At 71.3% G+C, this 21,624-nt stretch carries 19 protein-coding genes and 1 pseudogene; 2 read left to right on the top strand and 18 right to left on the bottom strand.

Annotation, left to right across the window (positions count from 1 at the left end; translation table 11 throughout):
- The first annotated feature begins 114 nt into the window (after positions 1 to 114).
- Positions 115 to 1,470: a cation:proton antiporter gene (locus tag AB0M59_RS45030; protein ID WP_364627996.1), complete on the top strand. Its 1,356-nt coding sequence runs from the start codon at positions 115 to 117 to the stop codon at positions 1,468 to 1,470.
- Here AB0M59_RS45030 and AB0M59_RS45025 read toward each other — a convergent pair.
- The 7 genes and pseudogenes from AB0M59_RS45025 to AB0M59_RS44995 all read right to left on the bottom strand — a co-directional run bounded on the left by AB0M59_RS45025 (position 1,467) and on the right by AB0M59_RS44995 (position 6,362).
- Positions 1,467 to 2,464: pseudogene (locus AB0M59_RS45025) on the bottom strand (IS481 family transposase). The gene AB0M59_RS45030 and the pseudogene AB0M59_RS45025 sit on opposite strands and share 4 nt — an antisense overlap.
- A 187-nt stretch (positions 2,465 to 2,651) precedes the next feature.
- Positions 2,652 to 3,197, bottom strand: a complete 546-nt coding sequence (locus AB0M59_RS45020; RefSeq protein ID WP_364627995.1) for a peroxidase-related enzyme — start codon at positions 3,195 to 3,197, stop codon at positions 2,652 to 2,654.
- A complete protein-coding gene (locus AB0M59_RS45015) occupies positions 3,169 to 3,630 on the bottom strand; it encodes a DUF6187 family protein (RefSeq protein WP_364627993.1) in 462 nt (153 codons plus the stop codon). Before AB0M59_RS45015 ends, AB0M59_RS45020 begins: the two co-directional genes overlap by 29 nt.
- Positions 3,623 to 4,960: an FAD-dependent oxidoreductase gene (locus AB0M59_RS45010; protein ID WP_364627991.1), complete on the bottom strand. Its 1,338-nt coding sequence runs from the start codon at positions 4,958 to 4,960 to the stop codon at positions 3,623 to 3,625. Before AB0M59_RS45010 ends, AB0M59_RS45015 begins: the two co-directional genes overlap by 8 nt.
- 31 nt (positions 4,961 to 4,991) lie before the next feature.
- Positions 4,992 to 5,477 (bottom strand): DUF6423 family protein, encoded by a 486-nt coding sequence (locus tag AB0M59_RS45005; protein WP_364628020.1) that lies wholly within the window; start codon positions 5,475 to 5,477, stop codon positions 4,992 to 4,994.
- Positions 5,478 to 5,731: 254 nt separating this feature from the next.
- A complete protein-coding gene (locus tag AB0M59_RS45000) occupies positions 5,732 to 6,085 on the bottom strand; it encodes a DUF6235 family protein (RefSeq protein ID WP_364627989.1) in 354 nt (117 codons plus the stop codon).
- A gap of 109 nt (positions 6,086 to 6,194) precedes the next feature.
- Positions 6,195 to 6,362: a hypothetical protein gene (locus tag AB0M59_RS44995; RefSeq protein WP_364627987.1), complete on the bottom strand. Its 168-nt coding sequence runs from the start codon at positions 6,360 to 6,362 to the stop codon at positions 6,195 to 6,197.
- Positions 6,363 to 6,544: 182 nt separating this feature from the next.
- Here AB0M59_RS44995 and AB0M59_RS44990 point away from each other — a divergent pair, with 182 nt between their 5' ends.
- Positions 6,545 to 6,820 (top strand): hypothetical protein, encoded by a 276-nt coding sequence (locus tag AB0M59_RS44990; protein WP_364627985.1) that lies wholly within the window; start codon positions 6,545 to 6,547, stop codon positions 6,818 to 6,820.
- 41 nt (positions 6,821 to 6,861) lie between these two features.
- Here AB0M59_RS44990 and AB0M59_RS44985 read toward each other — a convergent pair whose 3' ends face one another.
- The 11 genes from AB0M59_RS44985 to AB0M59_RS44935 form a co-directional block, all read right to left on the bottom strand.
- Positions 6,862 to 7,080 carry an acyl-CoA carboxylase epsilon subunit gene (locus AB0M59_RS44985; protein WP_364627983.1) on the bottom strand — a complete coding sequence of 73 codons (219 nt, stop codon included), beginning with the start codon at positions 7,078 to 7,080 and terminating at the stop codon, positions 6,862 to 6,864.
- A gap of 48 nt (positions 7,081 to 7,128) precedes the next feature.
- Entirely contained in the window at positions 7,129 to 8,814 is a 1,686-nt protein-coding gene (locus AB0M59_RS44980) for an acyl-CoA carboxylase subunit beta (RefSeq protein WP_364627981.1), read from the bottom strand.
- Positions 8,811 to 9,014 (bottom strand): DUF6222 family protein, encoded by a 204-nt coding sequence (locus tag AB0M59_RS44975; protein WP_364627980.1) that lies wholly within the window; start codon positions 9,012 to 9,014, stop codon positions 8,811 to 8,813. The genes AB0M59_RS44980 and AB0M59_RS44975 overlap by 4 nt, the downstream gene beginning before the upstream one ends.
- A 52-nt stretch (positions 9,015 to 9,066) precedes the next feature.
- Positions 9,067 to 10,101 carry an NAD-dependent epimerase/dehydratase family protein gene (locus AB0M59_RS44970; protein ID WP_364627979.1) on the bottom strand — a complete coding sequence of 345 codons (1,035 nt, stop codon included), beginning with the start codon at positions 10,099 to 10,101 and terminating at the stop codon, positions 9,067 to 9,069.
- A gap of 27 nt (positions 10,102 to 10,128) precedes the next feature.
- The gene (locus AB0M59_RS44965) at positions 10,129 to 10,701 is read right to left on the bottom strand and encodes a flavin reductase family protein (protein WP_364627977.1); all 573 of its coding nucleotides are present in this window, start codon (positions 10,699 to 10,701) and stop codon (positions 10,129 to 10,131) included.
- Position 10,702: 1 nt separating this feature from the next.
- Entirely contained in the window at positions 10,703 to 11,152 is a 450-nt protein-coding gene (locus tag AB0M59_RS44960; RefSeq protein WP_364627975.1) for an acyl-CoA thioesterase, read from the bottom strand.
- A gap of 2 nt (positions 11,153 to 11,154) precedes the next feature.
- A complete protein-coding gene (locus AB0M59_RS44955; RefSeq protein WP_364627973.1) occupies positions 11,155 to 16,980 on the bottom strand; it encodes an SDR family NAD(P)-dependent oxidoreductase in 5,826 nt (1,941 codons plus the stop codon).
- 252 nt (positions 16,981 to 17,232) lie between these two features.
- Positions 17,233 to 18,027, bottom strand: coding sequence for a TIGR03084 family metal-binding protein (locus AB0M59_RS44950; RefSeq protein WP_364627971.1), 795 nt, complete (start codon positions 18,025 to 18,027; stop codon positions 17,233 to 17,235).
- Between the two features lie 214 nt (positions 18,028 to 18,241).
- Positions 18,242 to 19,312, bottom strand: coding sequence for a carboxymuconolactone decarboxylase family protein (locus AB0M59_RS44945; protein WP_364627970.1), 1,071 nt, complete (start codon positions 19,310 to 19,312; stop codon positions 18,242 to 18,244).
- 71 nt (positions 19,313 to 19,383) lie between these two features.
- Entirely contained in the window at positions 19,384 to 21,036 is a 1,653-nt protein-coding gene (locus tag AB0M59_RS44940; protein WP_364627968.1) for a GMC family oxidoreductase, read from the bottom strand.
- Positions 21,033 to 21,602, bottom strand: a complete 570-nt coding sequence (locus AB0M59_RS44935) for a DUF5987 family protein (protein WP_364627967.1) — start codon at positions 21,600 to 21,602, stop codon at positions 21,033 to 21,035. The genes AB0M59_RS44940 and AB0M59_RS44935 overlap by 4 nt, the downstream gene beginning before the upstream one ends.
- Positions 21,603 to 21,624: the final 22 nt, after the last annotated feature.

Below are 21,624 nucleotides of genomic sequence, written 5' to 3'. Positions count from 1 at the left end.
GGAGCCGACAATCGCGGACCGGTGCGGCCGGAATCGTCGAGACAGCACGCAACGAGACGTGCGTGCCGTCTTCGCATCGACAATTTGGCCCACCGAGTACTCGTGGAGGTCGACATGCACTTGGCTGCTCCGGTGGCGCCGATCGCACCGCATCCCCTGTTGTTGTTCTTGCTGGGCATGCTGGTCCTTTTGACGCTGGCCAGATTGCTCGGCCGGCTCGCCGAACGCTTCGGGCTGCCGTCCGTGGTGGGAGAACTGGTCACCGGCATGTTGCTCGGACCCTCCCTGCTGGGCCATCTGGCGCCGGGAATTTCCGGCTGGCTCCTGCCCACCCAGCCACCCGAGCAGATCCACCTGCTCGACGCGGTCGGCCAGCTGGCCGTGCTGCTGCTGGTCGGCATCACCGGCACCCACCTGGACACCCGCATTCTGCGCCGCCAAGGCCGGACCGCGGCCACGGTGAGCCTGATCGGCCTGACCGTGCCACTGGCGCTCGGCATCGGACTCGGCTTCGTGCTGCCTGGCTCGCTGCTCGGTGACGGGCACTCCGGCCGCTGGGTGTTCGCGCTCTTCATCGGCGTCGCGATGTGCGTCACCGCGATCCCGGTGATCGCCAAGACGCTGACCGACATGCGCCTGCTGCACCGCAATATCGGCCAGCTGACCCTGGCCGCAGGCATGGTCGACGACGCGGTGGGCTGGCTGTTGCTGTCGGTCGTCTCCGCGGCGGCGACCGTCGGAGTCAGCGCCGGCGTCGTCTCGCTGTCGGTGGGCTACCTGATCGGGTTCGTCGCGCTGGCCGGAACGGTGGGCCGGGTGCTGGTCCGGAAGGTGATGGACCTCGCGGCCCGACGCGAGGAGTCGGGACCGGCCGTAGCCGCCGCGGTGATCATCCTGCTGGCGTGCGGGGCGATCACCCTGAGCCTCGGCATGGAGCCGGTGTTCGGCGCCTTCATCGGCGGCATCCTCATCGCGCGGTCGCGGGTGGCGCAGCCGAAGCTCGCCCCGCTGCGCACAGTGGTGCTTTCCGTGCTGGCACCGCTGTTCCTCGCCACAGCAGGGCTGCGGATGGACCTGACCGCGCTGTGGCACCCGACAACGGCACTGGCCGCGGTGGCGCTGCTGGCGCTGGCGATCATCGGCAAGTTCGCCGGCGCCTACGGCGGTGCGCGGATGAGCGGGCTCAGCCGCTGGGAAGGGCTGGCGCTGGGCGCGGGAATGAACTCCCGCGGCGTGATCGAAGTGATCGTGGCGCTGACCGGACTGCGGCTCGGGGTCCTGAACACCGCCACCTACACGATGGTCATCCTGGTGGCGATCGTGACGTCGGTGATGGCGCCGCCGCTGCTGCGGATCTCGATGCGCCGCGTGGCCCGCACCGAGGACGAACGGCTCCGGTTGCTCGACCACGAGGAGTGGCTGGGTCACCGGCTGCCCGAGCACGACGTCGTACGACGCGACGCGGCCTAGCTGTATTGACCCGTGAGGTTGAGGACGCGGCCGGCGGGCGGATTGCCGGCGAGTGCGGTGTGGCCGCGGTGGTGATTGTAGGTGTGCAGCCAGCCCGGGAAGGCGTCGCGGCGTTCGGTTTCGGTGCGGTAGGGCTGCTCGTAGGCCCATTCGTCGAGCAGGGTGCGGTTGAACCGCTCGACTTTGCCGTTGGTCTGCGGCCGGTAGGGACGGGTGTGTTTGTGGGTGATCTGCGCGTCGCGCAGCGTGTCGCGCCAGAGATAGGACTTGTAGCAGGAGCCGTTGTCGGTCAACACTGCTCGGATGGTGATCCCGCAGTCGGTGAAGAACTGCTGGGCCCGCTTCCAGAACGCGGCCGCGGTTTCCTTGGTCTCATCAGGCAGGATTTCGGTGTAGGCCAGGCGGGAGTGGTCGTCCACGGCGTTGTGCAGGTAGCTGTAGCCAGGTTCGGGCGCCCGTGGACCTTGCGGGGCCGGGCGGGGTCGCGGTGGGCCGAACTGTTGCGCCGACCGGTGGCGCGTCCGTGGACTTTGTGGCCTCCGCCGTCGGGGATGTTGCCCAGCTTCTTGATGTCGACGTGCACCAGGTCGCCGGGTGTGGGGTGTTCGTAGCGGCGGACCGGGCGGCCGGTGGCCCGATCGAGGTGGGTCAGCCGGGCCAGCCGGTAGCGGGTCAGGACCCGATGCACCGTGGAGGGGTTCAACCTGAGCAGGTAGGCGATGCGGGCCGGGCCCCAGCGGCGCAGGACGCGGACTTTGATGATCCGTCGCTCGGTGCGGGTGGGGGTCCGGTTCGGGCTGGTCACCGGCCGGGATGAGTGGTCGGTCATGGCGGCTTCACCGTGGGTGCGGTAGCGGTCGGCCCATCGGGCGGCGGTGGTGACTGAGACCTGGAACCGTTCTGCGGCTCGTCGCAGGGGCCATTGGTCGTCGACGATGCAGCGGGCCAGGCGCAGTCTGCCGGTCGGGGTCAGGGGTGCGTTAGCGTGGGTCACGAGGGCCTCCGTTGCTCGGTGTAGACGTCGCAATCCACACCGAACCCGGAGGCCCTCCCTCACGCCAAGATCATCCGATCACGTGTCGCCCTGTACCCAACCTCCATGGTCAATACACCTAGCCGCCGGGCTTCCGCCCAGGCCACCACCGCGCACCGCGGGGTGGCCGGCGGAACCGGGCAGCCCGTCAACCGGCCAGCAAGCTCGCCAGCCCGGCGTAGCCGCCTTCGGCCAGCCGTTCCCCCGATGTCGTCGCGTACGCCGCGTCGGCCTGGATACCCAGGCCGTCGACCATGCGGTTCATGAAGTTGAACAGCGCGCACACGAGGACGGCGTCATGCAGGGCCCGGTCGTCCCAGCCGGCGGCGAACACGGCGTCGGCGTCGGCCGCGGTCATCCGGGACGGTGTGCGCGTCAGCTTGCCCACGTAGGACAGCACCGGCTTCAGCCGGTCGTCGACCGGCGCCGCGTCCAGATCCGTCAGCGCCGCTTTCAGCACCCCTTCGGGCACACCGAAGGCCTCCGCCGTCACGGTGTGGATGCCATGGCAGTAATCGCAGTCGTTCAGCCCGGACACGTAGGCCGCGATCATCTCTCGCTCACCGGCGGTGAATGGCGAATCGCCGCGCAGCAGCGCTTCGTGGAACGCCAACAGGTGCCGCGCCGGTTCCGGGTAGGCCCGGAACACCTGAAGCAGCGCTGTCTCAGCGGGGAGCGACTTGAGATAGGACATCGGGGGCTTCCTTCCTTTCGGCGAGCCGGTCGATCTCGTCCCGGCGGATCCAGCAAGCCGTCAGATACGCCAGCACCGCCGCCCCAGTGGCCGGCACCGCGCCCGCGACGCGCGCGGCCGAGTTCACCCACTCCTGACGCAACGCCCCCGGGGAAGACCGCGCCGGCATGTCGGCGATCAGCGGCCGCAGTGTCCGCCATTGCGCCAGGCCGGCTTTCGCCAGCCCGGCCAGATCGGCACTGAACACCCCATGCCGCGCGTGGTCGACCGCCTGGGTGACCAGCGCCGGGTCGTCGGCGAGCCGGGCGAACCCGAGCCCGGCGACGAGGCGCTCGGGCTCGAGACCCAGCAGGATCACCCCGACCTCGGTCCCGGATGGCGCGTCGACGTCAGGCAGGGTGAAACGGGAGTCGTACGGCTCCTGATCAGACACCTGCGCCCACCTCGGCCCAAGCCGGCGAAACGACGGATTCTCCTTCACGCACACTCCGCGCGATCGCCTCGGCGACGCGGGCGGTGGCGACGCGGTGACCGTCGATGTTCCGGGCGGCCGGCCCCAGCACCATTCCCGCTGCCGCGCCGACCGCCGAGACCCGGGGCGCGTGGACGTAGGCCAGCGTGCGCTCCTCAAGAGCGGGCCAGCCGTCCCGTTCCCCCACAGCCTCTTCGGGCAGGAGCCCGCGGCCGGTCTCGGGCGTCGTACCCAGAGCGAGCACCGCGCAGTCGCCACCGATCCTGCGGCCGTCCGCCAGCCGGACCACGGCCGTGCCACCGGCGCCGGCTGCCACGGCGGTGACGGCCTCGCCGCGGTGCACGAACAGGCGTTTCTCGGCCTCGGCCCGTTCCAGTACGGGGCGGAACTCGAACATAATCGAAGCCCGCCGGAACTCGGCTGTCAGCCGCAGCCGGTCTCGCCAACCCACGTTGCCGATCCGCGCCCGCCCCTCGGGCCGGAAGAACTTCGAGTTGACGTCGGCGCATTGGTAGCGCTCGCCCGGCTCGCGGAGCACCCAGTGCACCTCGCGACCGGCGTCCAGCGCGTTGGAGATCAGGTGCGCCGCGGTGAGTCCCGCGCCCACGACCACCTGGCGGCCGGCTGCCGGCGGAACCCGCTCGTCCCAGTACGTCACTCCCGGCGGGGCTGCTCCACCACCCCACCACTGTTCAGGTGCCTCGCGCCGCTCCTCGCCCGGGCACAGCACGACGTGGCGGGCGGTGACGGTCCCCCGATCGGTCCGCACGACGACGTCGCCGTCTCCCGGCCGGACTTCGCTCACGGTGGCCCGCCACGTCTTCCCGGTCACCTCGTGGGTGGCGGCGACGTGATCGCAATACGCCTCGAAAACGTCCACAGGCACGACCGAGCGGTGCCCGGCCTGCGACATCCGGACCTCCCGGCGCTCGACCGGCGTCAACCTCGACCAGTGCAGCCGGGCGAAGTCCACCAGTTCGCAGTCGCGATACCCCTCGACGCCGGGGTGGTGCTCGTACGGTGACCGCAGCACGCGCTGCCCGAGCAGGTCGATCCGGCCGAAAAATCGTCGGCACGGCCGACCCTCGCGGTCGAGCACGACCACGTCCGGCACCCCGTGGTGCCAGAGCGCCGATGCCACCGCGAGGCCGGCCGGGCCCGCCCCCACCACGACGACGTCGGCCCGTGTGGGCACGCGGCCGGGCGGTGGAAGCTCCACCACCGGCAGGCGCGGCCAATCCCGGCCCCGGGGCGAGCACAGCAGGTGCGGTCCCGGTATGAACGTGCTCACCGGCTCCCCCGGCGTCCGGTCGCCATCCGGGTCAGCCGATCACGGTGACCGGGACGATCAGCTCCACCATCGGCCGCCGCGCCATCCCGTTCTGCACCAGCTCCTCCAGCGTCTGCTGGGACTGCTCCAGGCTGTCGGTAGCAACCGGGCTGTACCGCGAGTAGGAGTACGCCGGCCTGCGCCCGCCGGTTTCCATCTCGTACACCTTGAGCACGGCCTCGCCGGGCCGGACCTCGCCGCCGTAGAACGTCAGCCGGCGCTGGTCGGGGGTCATGAAGGACTTCGAGAACTGGCGCGACATGACCAGCGACTCGGGGTCGTTGACGAACGTCGACTCGTCGTCCATCACGACCTGCAGGGCGACCCAGGTTCGATCGGTGAGGTTGGTCTCGGACTTGATCACCTGCCAGCGGCCCGGCTCCGGCAGGTTGACGGTGACCGAGACGTCGTGGTCGGTCGTGTCGATGGCTCCGGAGATCATCAGCACGCGCCGGCGGACGTCGGCGACACCCGCCATCTGGATGTCGCGCGCGCGCACCCGGCCGGAAACGTCCAATCCTGCGAATTCCGGTGACGACATTGCGCAGCCTCCTTTATTTGCCCCAGGGAAGCTCGATGAAGTGCGAACAAGCCGAGAATTCCACACGGCCGGAGAGACTGTCAAGGTGACGAATGCACGACTGCGCGCCCAAACCGAGCACACCACCGGAGGCTTCGTGCGGCCGCCGGATACGTCCATTCGGCCCAACCATCGCGGTACGCGCGGGGGATTCAGGCCTCGTCGATGTCGATGTCGATGTCGCCTGCGGCCTCGGGGGCGGCGATCTCGGCCGCGATCTCGGCAGCGTTGGCCGTGGCGTCGTCGTCGAGGGTGCCGACGTAGAGGATCCCGAAGGCAGATTCGGTACGGAAGAGCTTGATCTTCACCAACAAGTCGGCTTTGACCATGACAATGAAATTGGAAATGTCGTCAGGGTCGCCAAAAACGTCGTAGATGAGAAATACCGTTCCGTCGCCGATCGCAAACAGCGCCTCGTAAACGATGTTTCGTTCCGCTTGGGTCGCGAATTCAGCCCATTCGTCGAGCAGCTCGACACCCGCCGCGAGCCGGAGGTGCATAGCCATCCGCTGGCCTCCCAACCGAGCGCGCGACGTTCCGGGGTGCGAAACAACCTCAAGTCTGGCCGTTCCCGGCGTGATCCGGCATCTCGGATCTTGCGGCCCGGGATGGAGATCAGTTGTAGCCCAGCACGATCGTGTCGGTCACGTATTCCCGCTGGGCCGGCACTTCAGCCTCCGCGGCGGGCCGCACGTCGACTGCCCCGGGAGCGACCCGGGGCACGGGAACGCCGAGCCCGTCGAGCCGCAGTTCGCGATCACGCCGGGTGGTGGGAACGGTCATCGCGCTACCTCCGTCTCGCTCCTGCTGGCTGTCCATGGTGCACGCGCGGTCTCGAGGGCCCGTCACGCATCGCTGGTGTCGCGGTCGAGCCCGGTCCGCACCCGGCGAGACGCACGACCAGCCGTGATGCGGTGAACTGGACGAACACGGGTTCCGCCCGCACGCGACCGCCGAGGAGCACGATGACCGGAAGCCCGGCCACCCAGGAGATCTTCGCCGATGACGACGGCGGTTTCGAAGGGCGCGCCCTTGATCCGGCCCGATCGGGTGGGCAACGCAACCCGCCCGGGGGACGCCCGGTGAACACCGTCGCGACGCCCCAGGGCACGAGCCTCGGACCGACCGCGCTCCTGGGGCGGGGTGCCGTGGTGCGGCCGCCGCGCCGCCGGTCCACCCCTTCCTGGGACAGCGACGAGTTCGACGCCTACGACGCGTTCGAGCTCGACGACGCGGCCTGACGACCGTGGACAGGGCCGCTCCCGGTGCCCTGTCCACGGGTTCAGCGTGGCAAACCGGAAATCCGCCACGCATCCGGACCCGAGCGCTGAAAAGCACCCTGGCGGAAGGACTGGTCCGCCCAGGGCGATCGTGCCCTCGCGGGCGGCAGGCCCGGTGCCAACGCGACGGCCAGGGCGACGACCAGCGCCGCCAGCTCGGCGCCGTCCGGCGAGCCGCGGATCACCCGGAGAACGGACCGGGTGGGGTCGGTTGCTGCCATCGCGTACCTCGGGTGTTCGGTGACCACCGGCGATCCCGCGCCGGCGGATCAGACAGGAGGGTTTCCGTGTTTGCGCTGCGGGCCGGGCTTGCGCTTGTCCTGGAGCATGGCCAGTCCGCGGGCGATCGCCGCCCGCGTTGCAGCCGGGTCGATCACGTCGTCGACCAGGCCGCGTTCGGCGGCGTAGTGTGCGTCGAGGTACTCGTCCTCGTACTCGCCGACCAGTCGGCCACGCAACCAACCCGGGTCCGCGGCGCTGCCGAGCTCACGCCGGAAGAGCACGTTCACGGCCCCTTCGGCCCCCATCACGGCGATCTGATTGGTTGGCCACGCCAGGGAAAGGTCGCACCCGATCGAGCGGGAGTCCATGACGATGTAGGCACCGCCAAAGGCCTTGCGGATGATCACCTGGATCCGCGGTACCGTCGCCTCGCAGTAGGCGTGCAGCAGCTGCGCGCCCTGCCGGATGATGCCGGTGCGCTCCTCGTCGACGCCGGGTAGGAACCCCGGGACGTCGACGAGGGTGACCAGCGGGATGCCGAAGGCGTCGCAGAACCGGACGAACCGCGCGGCCTTCTGCGACGCGGGCCCGTCCAGCACACCGGCCAGCACACAGGGCTGGTTGCCGACCAGCCCCACGACCCGGCCGTCGATGCGGGCCAGCGCGCACAGGACGTTCGGGGCCCAGCCCTCGTGCACCCCGAAGAACTCGCCGTCGTCGGCGATTTCGGCGAACACCTCGCGCATGTCGTAGGGCCGGTTCGGCTCCGCGGGCACCAGCTCTGCCAGCCGCGGCCGCCAATCGGCCGTCGCCCCGGTCTCGCGCGAGGCCGGGGCCGGCTCGAGGTAGTTGCGGGGCAGCAGCGAGACGAGGTACCGGACGTCGGCCAGGCAGCTCTCCTCGTCGTCGTGCACGACGGTGGCCACCCCGGAGTGGCGTCCGTGGGTGTCCGCGCCCCCGAGCTCGTCGTGGGTGACTCGCCGCCCCGTCACCGCTTCGACCACGTCCGGCCCGGTCAGGAACATCCAACCGGTGTCGCGCACCATGAACGTGAAGTCGGCCAGCGCCGGCGAGTAGGCAGCACCGCCGGCGCACGGCCCGAGGATGACGCTGATCTGCGGGATCACACCGGACGCATCGACCTGCCGGCGGAAGATTTCGCCGTAGCCGTTGAGCGCCATCACGCCTTCCTGGATGCGCGCGCCGCCGCTGTCGTTGAGCGCGATCACCGGGGAGCCCGTGGCCACCGCGAGGTCCAGCACCTTCTGGATCTTCGCCGCGTGCGCTTCGCCGAGAGACCCGCCGAACACGGTGAAGTCCTGTGCGTAGACGAACACCCGGCGTCCGTCGATCGTGCCCGAGCCGGCCACCACGCCGTCGGTGTACGGGCGGTTCTCGTCGAGCCCGAGTCCGCGGGCCCGGTGACGCCGGTAGGGCTCGAGCTCGGTGAAGGAGTCTTCGTCCAGCAGGAGCGCGAGCCGCTCGCGCGCGGTGTACTTGCCGAGGGAATGCTGCCGCCGCACCGCCTCCATCCGGCCGTCAGTCACGTGCGCGGCGAGCTCGTCACGCCGCTTGCGCAGGAGCGGCATGCCGGGCTCCGGCTCGGTGGGCGGGTGGAGCGAGATGACCCGGGCCTCACCGGCCGGCACGGCCCGGTGCCCGCGGCGTCCGGCCGCGGACACCGGGCCGGCGTCGTCGAGGGGCTGGGCCCGGGCGTCGGACGGACCGCTCACGCGGCATCCCGAAGCCGGCCGAGACGCTCCAGGCCGTCCTGCTCGATCTCGGCCACGATAAGACTCCACACGATTCCCCGGCCCAGCCGCGGCATCGGGCGCGTGAGCGGCGCCGCGTCCGGGGGAGCCGGCTCGGCGGGAGCGGCAGCGGCCCGGTCCGGACGCGTGGTGTCCTCGGTCTCCTCGTGCGGTGCGGTCATGGCAGTGCCTTTCCGATCGCGCCGGACCCGGCGGGGCCGGCTGGTGTGGCTGTCAGGAAACGTCCGCAGGAGTGGCCGCCCGGCCGGCTCGGTGGGCCGCGAGCCGCCCGCTCGTGACGAGCCAGCGCACCGTGTCCCCCACCGTGTCCGCCAGCGGTCGTGCGCGCACCCCCGCTGTGGGAGCGCCGGCCTCGACCGGCACCGCTATCCCGCACACGTGGATCGCGCCGTACTGGACCGGGAGGGGCGCCGGCCACCACCGCTGCAGAACGTCGGCGGCGCGCCCCGCCCCAGCCAGTGCGCGAGGAGGGAGGAACACCGCCGGGAGCCGCCGGCCGGTGATCGCGCGCACCGTCTCCAGGTATTCGCGGGTGGTCACGAACGTGCCGGGGCCGAAGTGGTCCGTGCCCGGAGGGGCTGGGCTGTCGAACAACCTCGCGTGCAGCTCCGCGCTGTCGCGGACGTCGCCGAACGGCAGCCCGCCTGACGGCCAGATGGGCGTCAGGCCGCGCAGCAGGTCGCGCAGCCTCGCGTTCTGGTCTCCCAGGTGCGGATCGTGTGGCCCGAGCAGCGCCGGGGGCCGGGTGATCACCACACCGGACCCCCCGGCGCGGTGCCGCCGGGCGATCCGCTCGGCCGCGGCCTTCGAGGCTAGGTAGGTCTCACGCGACCGGCCGACCGGTGAACCCGGCCCGATCGCGCCGGCCGCGGCGGGGTACAGCGCCCCTACCGTGGACACGTACACCATCCGGCCGGTGCCGGCCTGGCGGCCCGCCTCGAGCACGACCTCGGTGCCGTGCTCGTTCACCCGCCGGACTTCGGCACGCCGCCGCGGGTCGAAGGTGTAGACGCCCGCGGCGTGCAGCAGCCCGTCTGCACCGGACACCAGCCGGGCGGCGGCCGCGGGGTCGGCGACGTCGCCCGCGACGGCTTCGACCGCGTCCGGCGCGATTCCGAGCGGGGTGAGCGCGGCCAGCAGCCGGGCCGGGTCCCGGATGAGCAGCCGCACCCGGTGGCCCCGCCGAAGCAGGGCACCCACGGTGTGGGCGCCAAGGAAGCCGGTTCCCCCGGTCACCGCGACGAGCATCGAATTTCCCCTTGCCGGGTCGGGTTCTCAGGCCGCTCGGGCACGACCGTCGACTTCGTGGTAGCCGCCGCTGTAGAACACCAGCGAGTTGTCGCCCGAGCCGCGGCTCGAGGTGAGCACACGGCCGAGGAAGATCGAGTGGTCACCGCCCTCGTATACCTCCGCGAGCTCGCACTCGAGCCACGCCAGCGCACCGGTCAGCAGCGGGGACCCGGTCTTCGCCCCCGGCGTCCAGCCGACCGAGTCGAACTGGGCCATCCCGGCGGGACGACGCCAGTCGGCGAAGTACTTGGACAGGTCCTGCTGGTCGGCCGCCAGGATGTTCACGGCGTACGAACCGGCGCTGGTGATGGCGGCGTGCATCCGGGCAGCCCGGGACACGCAGCACAGGACCATCGGCGGCTCCAGGGAGACCGAGGAGAAAGCGTTGGCGGTCATGCCGTGCCCCGCTTCGCCCCCCGCTGTCAGCACCGTGACCCCGGTGGCGAACTGCGCCATCACCTCGCGCAGCCCGGTCTGGGTGCTAAGGTGCCGGCGTCCTGGTGGCGTCGGCAGCCGCTTCAGCACCGCACGGTCGATGGATTCCCGGGCGTCGGCCACGTCACGCTCCCCTACCGTTCACCGTGGACGTGGCGTAAGGAACCAGCGCCTCGCGCAGTTGCTCCGGCACCCGCGAAGGCACGGTGGCCGTGTTCGGGCCGCGCATGCAGGCGATGCGCTGCCGGCCTCGCGCCACCAGTCGTTCGTCGTCCGGGCACAGGTGCACGTAGTCGAAGGTGAACTGGATCTGCGTCTGCGTCAGCTCTTCCAGCCGCAGCCGGATGGACAGATCGTCGAACGCAGTGATCTCGGAGAAGAACTCGCACTCCACCTTGAGGGTGAACAGCTTGAGGTCCTGCCGAACCTCCTCGAGCACCGCCGGAGCCTTCTCCTTGAGGAACATCTCACGGCACCGGCCCTGCCAGCGCACGTAGTTCACGTAGTAGACGTTGCCCACCAGGTTGGTCTCTTCGAAGCCGACCGTGTGGCGGATCTCGTAGTAGTCGGACATGCTCAGTTCTCCTCTGCCTGCAGCACCGCGAAGACCACCGGCTCGGTCCGGTCGGTGATGGTGGTGGCCCAGGTGGCGATCCGCGCCGGCCCGCAGGCCAGCAGGGCCCAGCCGTCAGGCTCGACCCGGCGCACGGTCAGGGACTCAGTCATCGCGCCCGTCTTCCGGACGCATTCGAGGGCGCTCCAGACCCGGGTGTTCGCCACCGCGATCGGCTCGCCGGCGTCGACGGCCAGTAGCCGGCCGACCGCAAGCAGCTCCTCGCCGAGCAACCCGGCCCAGTCCTCCTCGGTGCGCTCGAGAACGGTCTCGACGTCACAGGTCACCTGGCCGGTGCCTGCAGCCACCAGCGTCAACCGGGAACTGTGCGACGCCGTGAGCTGGCCGCCGTCGATCTCCGGCTTGCCGTCCGGGCGGTAGCGGACCTCGACCGGCCGGTCGAACGCCCGGCTCGCGGCGAGCGCGGTCTGCGCACGGCGCTCGGCGATTCCGCCTACCTCCGCCCCGGCCGGGTCCGGTTCCACCACGATCGCGCGGCTGCCGCCGAGCATCCGCTCACACGCCCGCTCCAGGTAGGAGCTGAGCATCGAGGGCACCCAGGGCCCGGCGCCGCCCGTCTTCCGGACGGCGCGCAGCATCAGGCCTTCCCACCGTTCCACCAGCTCGCCGTCCGGGTTGCGGACGTCGAGGTCATAGACGTAGCTGTCGCCGTCCTGCAGCCGCTCCTTCGCGTCCAGCAGCACGAATTCCGGGTGCTGTGCGCCGGGCTCGGCGAGGTAGAGCTTTTCGACGCCCTGCGGGAGCAACGTCGCGTCTGGAACGCAGCACTGGATGGCGTGCATCATCGCGTCGCGTGTGCCCGGGTCGGCGAGCAACCGCTCCTGCGGCAGGAACGGCGCGAACCATGTGTCGTCCGTGGCGGTTGCGATCTCCGCCACCGCGTGCCGCGCGCTAGCCCGGCGGTAGCCCATGACCCGACGGAACCGCTTGCCCTGGAACAGGACCGAACCGTACAGCTCGGAAAGCGGTTCCACCGGCACGGACGGCACAGCGACGTCGCGCCGGACCGCCGGGCCGATCTCCGCGGGCCGCGCGAAGCTCAGCTGGGCCTTGAAGTGATCGGCGCTGAAGCCGGTCTCGTCGCTGCGCAGCACGACGTCCACGGTTTCCGCGTCGCGGGCGACCGCGGCCAGCCGGATCGTGGTGGTGCCGCCCGGCGAGACAATGATCGGACGAAGGAACTCCACGTCGGACAGCACCGGCGCGCCGGCCCGGCCGAGAGTGGCGGCCGCGACCTGGGTCATCGCTTCCATCCCGAGCACAGCCGGGAACAGCAGCTGCCCGTCGAGCAGGTGGTCGGCCAGGTACGGGTCAGACCCTGCGGACAGATCGGCTTCGGTGATCAGCTCGACGCCGGGGTAGTGCACGACCGCGCGGTCGACGAAACGGGTCAGCGGCAGTTCCCTACGCTGGATCGGCAGCGTGGCCAGCCCGCCTGTCCGGCCGCAGACCACGAGCACCGGCGGCACCGCCGGGTCGGCGAGTGCCTGCTTGAGGATGGCGATGCCGTCTTCGGTCGGGATTGGCGTGATGCCATCCCGCTTGAGGGCGCTGACCACGCCGAGCTTCTCGCCCATACCGGTTCCGGACCACACCGACCATTCGAGCGCGACCGCCCGTGCCTGCGGGAACTCGCGGCCGAAGCGCAGGGTCAGCTCCGTCATCCAGTCGTTGGCCGTCGCGTAGTGCGCCTCGCCGCGCAGGCCGGCCCGGCCGATGATGCTGCCGAAGGTGACGAGCAGCTTGATCCGGCTTCGGTCCACCGCGTTCAAGACGGCGTTGAGACCGTCGATCTTCGGTGCCAGCGTCCTGCGGAAGACGTCCTCGGTGAGGCTGAACAGCGCGGCGGGCTCGTTGCGCCCTGCGCCGTGCAGCACCGCAGTGACCGGGCCGAGCTCAGCCTGCATCCGGGCGATCGCGCCGGACACCTCGGGTGCGGAGGTGACGTCGGCACGCTCGTAGCGATAGTCGATGCCCGCTGCATTCATGCGGCCGAGGTTCTCCGCCAGCTCGCCGTCCTCGGCCGGGTCACTGCGGCCGAGCAACGCGAGCTTCGCGCCGGAGTCCTTGGCCAGCGCCAGCGCGCTCTCCGCGGTGATGCCCTTGCCCCCACCGGTGACGAGCAGTACGTCGCCCGTCTCCAGCGATTCGGGGATCGGGCCGGTGGGCGCCGGGGCCACCGACATCAGGCGCGGCACGGTCCGGCCGCCGTCGGCACCGTAGCGGACCTCAGCGAAGTCCGTCGTCGCCGCGACCTCTGCGACGACGACCCGAACCGCTTCCTTCACCGCGGCCGGGTCGGCCGGGGCCGGGTCGGCCAGGTCGACGATCGTCGTGCGAGCCGAGGGGTCTTCGAGCCTCAGGGTCTTCGCGAGCCCGGAGGCGCCCAAGCCGTGCTGCACGACGACGAAGCGCGTGCCGCTGGGCGCGGCCATGACGCTGCGGCCGGCGTCGAGGAACAAGCCTGCGTGGCTCGAGTCGCAGTCGGCGGGGAGGCAGAGCAGGACTCCGTCCCCCATGCCCGCCCGGGACAGCGCAGCCCGCAGCGGTTCGGCCAGCGGGTGCCCGGGCGTCGCGAAGACCTCCCAGGTAGCCTGCCCCAGACCCGGCGTCAGGTCGGCTGCGGGCCGCGGAGCCGGGACGTACTCGACCGCGAACGGCCGGACCCACGGACCGGCGCCCGGGACCTCGCCGCTGCCCGTGTCGGCGGGCTTCGCCGTCTGAGCCAGCTCGTCGATCATCTCGGCGAGCTCGCCGAGGCAGACCGTCGCGAAGTTCGGCATACCCTCCAGCGCCGGACGGCCGAGTGCTCGGGTGACGTCGTTGACCAGCTGACCGACGGTGATCGACGACAGGTGCAGGTCATCGAGCGGGTGGGTGTCGGCGGTGACGGTCTCCAGCGGCAGCTCGACGCGCTCGGCGGCGACCTTGCGCAGCAGGTCGAGGGTCGCGTTCGCCCCGCCACCGACGACCTCGGCCGCGACCGTCACCTGTTCCTTCTCGGCCGCGAGTTCCGCGGCCAGCTCACTGTCGATCTCGGGCGCGGCCTCGCAGGGACTCGCGAGGAAGTTGAAGACGCCGTCCTCGGGGAGCCGACGGACCACGCGGCCCTCGAACAGCGGGGCCGGCGACAGCGGGGCGCCCGCGGCGAACGCCGCACCGGCCACGCGCAGCACCGCGCTGAGGGTGGCGCTGTCGGTGTCGACCGCCAGCACCGGCGTGCCGGGCGAAATCTCCTCGAACAAGCCCGACAGCACCCGGCCCGGCCCGACCTCGATCACCAGATCGCTGCGCTCGGCCACCTTGGCGGCCGCTTCGCGGAAGCGCACCGGCAGGACGATCTGGTCGCGCAGCAGGGCCGGAAGATTCTCCGCCGCGTGCAGGACGTCGCCCGACACCGTCGAAACGACGGCGTGGTCCAGGCGGGAGAACGAGATCTCCCGCAGCCGCGCGGTCATCGCCGTCGCGGCCGGCTCGACCGCGGGCGAATGGAACGCGTGCGACACCTTGAGCCTCGTCGCGGTGACGCCTTCGGCGTGTGCCCGCGCGATCACCCGGTCGACCGCCGCGGCCGGTCCGGAGATCACCGTCTGCTCGGGGGCGTTGTAGCCGGCGATGACGACGTCGGCGCCCAGCCCGAGCTCTTCGGTGCGGCTGGGCGATGCGGCCACTCCCGCCATTGCGCCCGTGCCTTCGCCCGCGGTGGTCTCGGCCATCACCTTGCCGCGGATCTTCGCCAGCTGCAGCACAGCGCGCTCGTCAAGTGCGCCGCCCCAGTGCAGGGCGGTCAGCTCGCCGAGGCTGTGCCCGACGGCCGTGTGGCCTTCGATGCCGAGCAGGCGCAGTACCCGGAGCGCGGCCAGCGAGCCGGCGACGATCCGCGGCTGGGCAACCTCCGTCGCGACATGATCGCCCCCCACCGGCAGACCCGCGGCACGGAAGACGTCGTCGGCGGTGGGGAACCGCCGTCGCAGCACGCCGTCGGCCGCACGGCCGGATCCCTGGCCGGGGAACAGGAAACCGACGCGTGGCTGCGCCACGCCGCAACCGGCGAAGATGCCGTCGGTGGCGGCGAACACGGACCCGTCGCCGCCCAGCAACTCGAGCAGCCGGGTCAGCTTGCGCTCGGCCTCCTCCGGGCCGGTGGCCACGACCGCGGCGCGGGCAGGACGCCCGGCCAGCTCTCCCGCCAGCTGCCCGGCGAAGTCGGTGAGCTCGGCCATGGACAGCTTCGGCACGACTTCCAGCAGGCGGCCGATCCGGGCCCGCAGCGCCTCGACGTCGTCGGCGTCGAACAGCAGCAGTTCGGCGTCCTGACGGCCGGAGACCAGAGCTCTGGTGCGCTCGTCGAGCTCGGTCCGGCGGCCGGCGTGCGGCGCCTCTGTGACCGTGACGTGGGAGTTGATCCCGCCGAAGCCCATCGCCGAGACGCCGGCGCGGACCGGGAAGTCGGACGGCCACAGCTGCGCGTCGCGCGGCACGTACATCCGCGCGGAGTCGCCCTTGAGCTTCTCGTGCGGGTCGAAGTGCCCGGTGGCCGGCGGGATCACCTGGTGGTACACGGCGAGGGTGGCCTTGATCAACCCGGCCACCCCCGCCGCAGCCTTGGTGTGACCGATGTTTCCCTTGATGGTCGACAGCGCGGCCGGTGCGGCCAGCGGGTCGGCGTCGTGGCGCGCCGTCGACAACGCCTCGATCTCGGTGGCGTCGCCGAGCGCGGTGCCGGTACCGTGGCCTTCGAAGTAGGACACGCTCTCGACGCCGTAGCCCGCGCGGTCATACGCGCGCTTGAGGGCCAGCCGGTGCCCCGCGGCCTCTGGCCGGGTGATGCCGCCCTTGCCATCCGACGACACGCCCCAACCCCCGATCGAGGCGTAGATACGCTTGCCCTGCTCGATCGCGTCGCTCTCGCGCATCAGCACGAGCATGCCCGAGCCTTCGCCCGGCCAGAAGCCGTTCGAGTCGGCGTCGTAGACCTTCATCTCGCGCTTGGCGAGCGCCCCGGTCTTGGCGAACCCGATCACCTCGAAGGGGTCGATCGACAGGTCGACGCCACCGGCGATGACCACGTCGAGGTCGCCGTTCGCCAGCGAGTTCGCGGCACTCACGACGGAAAGCAGCGAGGACGAGCACGCCCCGTCGACCGTGTAGCCGCCGCCGGCGAAGTCGAAGTGGTTGCACACACGACCGGCGATGGTGTTCGCCAACCCGCCCGCGAGGGTGTCCTCGTTGATCTCGGGGAAGGGCTCCTTGTACTGGACCTCGAGGTCCCGCAGGAAGGATGCGGTCTCGTCGTCTTCCCAGCCGCGCTCTGCTAGGGCGGCTGCCACGGTCCGGCGCACATACGGCCAGCGCAGGCGCATGATGTTCGCTCGCGAGAACTCGCCGGTCAGGCTGTTGCCGATGACGACCCCGGTCGCTTCCCTCGGCAGGCCGTCCCCCTCGGGGAATCCGGCGTCGGCCAGCGCCTGCGCGGCGACGTCCAGCGCCAGCCAGTGCGTCGTGTCGGTGGCCCGGAACGTACTGCCCGCGACCTTGTACGCGACCCGGTCGAACTCGAAGTCGCGGAGCACCGCGGCCTTCTGAGCGTAGAACCGGTCCGGCGCCGCCGGGTCCGGGGAGTAGTAGTCAGCTTGGTTCATCCGTTCGTCGGGCAACCGGCGGAACGCACGGCGGCCCGCCAGCACGTTCTCCCAGAGCTCGTCCAGCGAACGGGCGTCCGGATACCGCAGGCCGATCCCGACGATCGCTATCCGCTCACCGCTCATGCCACCGCACTCCCAAATAGCTCTCGAGCCCGTCCGTCGCGAAGGCGACGGTTCCCGGTACTGCCCGGCGTGGGTCCAGCCCGCCGCCGGGTTCCTTCGTGCCGCACCGCCGGGGTCTCCCGGCGCTTGCCGCAGCCCGTTCCAGCATGGGCTTCCGGGCCTTCGGCTTCTTCTTTCTCCCTGCCCCGGCCACCGAGTGCGCAACGGCGGACAAATCCGCCGACTCCCGGATGTCCGTCCACAATAGACTCGTCAGGCCCGGAACTGCCCTGGGCGGCGCCCTTCGCCCGCCGGCCCCCGGTAGGCTTGGGCGATGTCGAGCCACTGGTCGGCCAGCGTGCCCTTCGCGCGCACGTCCAGGTCGTAGCGGTGCCGCCTCCGGGTGACGAGCAGGCAGAAGTGTTCGGCGCTGCCGGTGATCCGCTCCGGGGAGTCCTCGGGCCCGAAGGTCCACAGCGCGCCCGAGGGCGCGGTGATCTCGAACCGGAACTCCTGCGCCGGCGGGGTCAGGTTCCGCGCTTGGTAACCGAAGTCGCGGACGCGGACGGCGAACCCGACCAGGTGCCCCAGGCGGTCGGTGCGCACCGGCCGCACGCCCAGAGCGTCGGCGACGTCCTGCCCGTGCGCGAAGGCCTCCATCATCCCGGCGCACGCCAGCACGTACGGCGGCAGCGGGTTCACCAGCCACGGCACCAGCTGGTCGCCGGGCACCGCCGCGAGAGCCTTGATCCCCTGGTCACGTTCGGCGCGCCAGCGGCTCAGCAGCACCTCGGCGGGGTCGTTCACGTACTCGCGCAGAGCGCCGTTCACCGCGGCTTCGAGGTCGCCACCCACGGCCTTCGTCATCGCGACGAACGCGTCCGGCTGCGCGGCCGCGAGACCGGCGATGCGGAAAATGAATGCGAGGTGGCCGATCTGGTGGCGTACGGTCCAGCCAGGCGCCGGGGTCGGGGTGTCCCACTCCGCTTCGGGAAGACCGGCGACGAGCGCGTCAACGCCCTCGGCCTCGGTCGTCAGGTCGGCGATCACGGCCGTCGTGTCAGTCACCGGTTGTCCTTTCATCCTGGGTGCTTGCTGGGCGCTTGGGGACGGGTACCGGCGGTCGCCGGGCGCGTGGCGCGAACGAGTGGGCCACGGTTCGGCGACCGCCGGGAGGAGATCGAACGGATCCGGCCAGGACGACGGCGGCACCCCGGGCGCGGTTTCGGTCGTGTCCCGGTGCTGCGCTCGTCCCGCCGGTCGATCTTCTCCTCCCGAATCATCACCCGGGTCCACGGAACGCGTCTTCTCCTGATGGGCGCAGGGAAACGCGGCGCCCGAGTTCCTCGGCGGCTGCGTGAGCGGCCCACGAGACGAGCTCGACCAGTCCTCGGCCGTCGGCGCGATCCCGGCGGACGGCCGCGACCGCGGCGTCGTCGACCCGGTAGGCCGCTTTCGCCACCAGCAAGGCCAGCTTCGCCGCCGGGCGCTCAGACAGGGGGAGCTCCGCGACCGGCTCGTCGATCCACGACCGCCCCAGCCCGGGCGGCCTGCCGTCCCACGCCTTCAGCTCCCGCCGGACGAGGTCACGCACCCGCGGCGGCAGAACCCCGGCTCCCGCGTCCTCGACGGCTTCGGCCGCCCGGGCGAACGCCTCGGCGAGTGTGCTGCCTGGTGGTGCCCAACCTGGGCCGTCGGTGGCAACTGGCGGCAGCAGCTTCAGAGCGGTTCCGGCCGGCGGCGCCGCGCCGGGCCGGATCAAGCGGCCGAGTACCGCCTTCGCCGTCCCCCGCGCGGCTGCGGGTACCCGGTCAGGCAACGGCGAGCCGCCGAGGAATACCTCGACCACCCGGTTGAGGTAGTGGAAGGCGGTGGCTACCGCGGTGAACTCCGCCGCGGCGACCGCGGACACACCCGCCGGCAGCGCACCGGCACCCCGCGCCCACGCGGCCAGCTCGCGGGTGCGGACGTCGGCGATCTCGCCGGGGGCGTTCGCCTCGAGCGCCGCCGCCGTGTCCGGTGCGCCCAGCGCCGAGATGGCCATCGCGTGTACCTCCACGCAGTACGGGCACGCGTTCGCCGCCGACACCGCGGCAGCTACGACCTCCCGGTCCGCGCGAGTCGAGTTCCCCGCCGCGACCAGCGACTCCCGCAGCATCAGCCACGCCGCAGCGAGCACGTCCGGCGCTGGCGAGTGCAGCGCGATCGGCGGGGCGAGCATCCCGAAGTCCCGCTCCACCTGCCGGTAGACGTCCCGCACGAGTCCCCGCGCCCGCCGCGGCCGCACGGCCTCGACGTACTTCACGTCCCGCAGCGTCCGCCGCAGCGCGACCCGCACCAATCCGGGCGCCATCGTTCCTCCTCGAGAACCGGCGGACTCGCGCTCCCAGGAACCCAGGAGCGCGAGTTCGATGTACCCGTGCATCAGCTGCCGGCGACCAAGTCTAGTTTGGACACCGCGCGCCGGCCCGTGATCGAGCCGTCCGGGGCCGGGGCGCCGTACTTGACGTCGACCCCGCGGGCCTGCAGCTGCCGGACGATGCCCGGGATCGACCGCTCGGCGAGCGCGGCGATGGTCATCGCCGGGTTCACCGTGAGGGCGCCCGGCACCGACGCGCTGTCGGTGACGAAGATGCCCGGGTGGTTGCGCAGCTCGTGGTTCGGGTGCAGCGCGGAAGTCGCCGCGTCGTCCCCGATCCGGCACGACGCCAGCGGGTGCACGGTGTACGCCCCGACGACGTCGTTGGTCCACGGCGCGACCTTCGCCAAGCCGTCCTTCTCGATGATCGCCTTGCAGTCGGCGTCCGCGAGGGCCCAGCCGCGACGCGTGTTCGGCGTCGGGTCGTAGCGCAGCGAGCCGCGGCCCAGCATCTGCTGGGAGATGCGGTAGGCGTTGCCGGTGGGCGGCGGGGCGCCGAAGACACCCTCGTTGTCGTCCTCGGTCATCAGGAAGATCGTCAGCCAGTTGGCCCACTGGTTGAGGATCTCCTTCTTCTGCGCGCCGTACCAGCGCGGCTCCTCGCCGCCCGGCACCTGGGCGAGGATGGTGCCCAGACCCGGCGGGAAGTACAGCTGCTCCAGCGAATACCGCTCGTACTCCGGCAGCGACCCGTCGAGCTTGTCCCAGTTCGCGACGGTCGGGCCCTTGCCGATGTGGTTGGCCGAGTACACCGGACCGTCCTCACGGGACAGTCCGAGCACCTCGCGGACGCGGTCCTCGTCGATGATCGCGGTGTTGAGCCGCTCGCCGTTGCCGGAGAAGTACCGGCCGACGCCGTGCGGCATGGTGCCGAGCGTGGCCTCCGAGCGCTGCAGGATCACCGGCGTCGCGCCGGCGCCGGCGGCGATGATGACGACCTTCGCCTCGATGACGCCACTGCCCGTGTGAACCCGGTAGTCCTCTTCGTCGATCAGGTCGAAGTGGACGCGGTAGCCGCCGTCCTCGGTCCGCTCGAGGCGCTGAACCTCGTGCAGCGGCCGGATCTGCGCGCCGTGCGCCAGGGCCGCGGGCAGGTAGTTCGTCAGCATCGAGCGCTTGGCGTCGAACTTGCAGCCGGCCATCATGAAGTTGCAGTTGACGCAGTGGTCGTTGTCCACAGCGACCGGCGCCGGGTTCGCGGTGCGCCCCGAGTGGTGGCAGGCCGCGGCCCACAGGCCACCGGCGTAGGAGACGTCGTTCCAGTCCTGTTTGGACACGGGGATCGACTCGTCGATGCGGTCGTACCACGGCTCGAGGGAGTCGCGGGTGATGACCGACGGCCACATCCGGCGCCCGATGCTGCCGTGGCGCTCGAACACGAAGCGGGGCGCCCGCGGCATCGCGGCGAAGTACACCACGCTCCCGCCGCCGACGCAGTTGCCGCCCAGCACGCTCATCCCGTCGCCGACGACGAAGTCGAACGCCCGCGTGTAGGACGAGCCGAGCAGGTAGTCGTGCTCGAAGTCGTCCGCGGCCAGCCACGGCCCGCGCTCCAGCACGGTCACCTTGGCCCCGCCCGCGGCGAGGTGGTAGGCGGGGATGGACCCGCCGAATCCGCTGCCGACGATGACGACGTCGGTCTGGTCGATGGCACTCATGCAGGGCTCCCCGAGGGCGTCGTGTCCGGGTGGAGTTCGGCCAGCTTGCGGCCGTAGCCGTACTTCGGGAACCGCCAGAACCCGTCGGCGTCCGGCGCCTTGTACCCCAAGGCCAGCAGGCCGGGGTGCCCGTCGCGGATCGCCTCGGCGGTGTGCCGGTGCGGGGCGCTGTCGTAGGCCATGTTGCAGAACAGCGCGAGGCTGACCCAGCCGTCCTTCTCCGGGTGGCCGGGCGTGGTCAGCCGCCGCACCAGCTCGCGGCGGTGCTCGTAGGGCAGCGCGACGAACGGCGGGACGTCGTGGTCGAGCTCCAGCGCCACCTCACCCGCGTAGACCTTCGCGTGGTCGTTGAGCGACTGCGCGAGGTAGGGCAGGCCGGCCGTGACGCCGGTCGCGTCGAAGTTCAGCAGCTCGAGCGCGCCCGCCTCCACCGAACCCGGGCCGGGCGCGGCCCCGGCGATCGCCCGGTCCTCGGGGAACCGCTTCTCCCCCGGCACGATCGTGTCCGCATAGGCCTCGAGGGTCATGTTCTTGACGCGTTCTTCTTCGCTGGCCTCGGGTTGCACCGGCCTGCCTCCTCGTCGAATG

Origin of the sequence: Amycolatopsis sp. NPDC051371 (assembly GCF_040682155.1) — a bacterium.
In the GTDB taxonomy this organism is placed as follows: Bacteria; Actinomycetota; Actinomycetes; order Mycobacteriales; family Pseudonocardiaceae; genus Amycolatopsis.
Note: the sequence above shows the minus strand (reverse complement) of the source record. Positions and strands in the feature narration are given on the sequence as shown.

Bases quoted from the DNA above. Each gene is read 5' to 3' on its own strand.
- AB0M59_RS44985 (WP_364627983.1), bottom strand. From the start codon at position 7,080: ATGGCAGCAACCGACCCCACCCGGTCCGTTCTCCGGGTGATCCGCGGC.
- AB0M59_RS44940 (WP_364627968.1), bottom strand. From the start codon at position 21,036: ATGAGTGCCATCGACCAGACCGACGTCGTCATCGTCGGCAGCGGATTC.
- AB0M59_RS44970 (WP_364627979.1), bottom strand. From the start codon at position 10,101: ATGCTCGTCGCGGTGACCGGGGGAACCGGCTTCCTTGGCGCCCACACC.
- AB0M59_RS45005 (WP_364628020.1), bottom strand. From the start codon at position 5,477: ATGGCGGGTGTCGCCGACGTCCGCCGGCGCGTGCTGATGATCTCCGGA.
- AB0M59_RS45030 (WP_364627996.1), top strand. From the start codon at position 115: ATGCACTTGGCTGCTCCGGTGGCGCCGATCGCACCGCATCCCCTGTTG.
- AB0M59_RS44990 (WP_364627985.1), top strand. From the start codon at position 6,545: ATGACCGGAAGCCCGGCCACCCAGGAGATCTTCGCCGATGACGACGGC.
- AB0M59_RS45000 (WP_364627989.1), bottom strand. From the start codon at position 6,085: ATGGCTATGCACCTCCGGCTCGCGGCGGGTGTCGAGCTGCTCGACGAA.
- AB0M59_RS44975 (WP_364627980.1), bottom strand. From the start codon at position 9,014: ATGACCGCACCGCACGAGGAGACCGAGGACACCACGCGTCCGGACCGG.
- AB0M59_RS45020 (WP_364627995.1), bottom strand. From the start codon at position 3,197: ATGTCCTATCTCAAGTCGCTCCCCGCTGAGACAGCGCTGCTTCAGGTG.
- AB0M59_RS44995 (WP_364627987.1), bottom strand. From the start codon at position 6,362: ATGACCGTTCCCACCACCCGGCGTGATCGCGAACTGCGGCTCGACGGG.
- AB0M59_RS44955 (WP_364627973.1), bottom strand. From the start codon at position 16,980: ATGAGCGGTGAGCGGATAGCGATCGTCGGGATCGGCCTGCGGTATCCG.
- AB0M59_RS44960 (WP_364627975.1), bottom strand. From the start codon at position 11,152: ATGTCCGACTACTACGAGATCCGCCACACGGTCGGCTTCGAAGAGACC.
- AB0M59_RS44945 (WP_364627970.1), bottom strand. From the start codon at position 19,312: ATGGCGCCCGGATTGGTGCGGGTCGCGCTGCGGCGGACGCTGCGGGAC.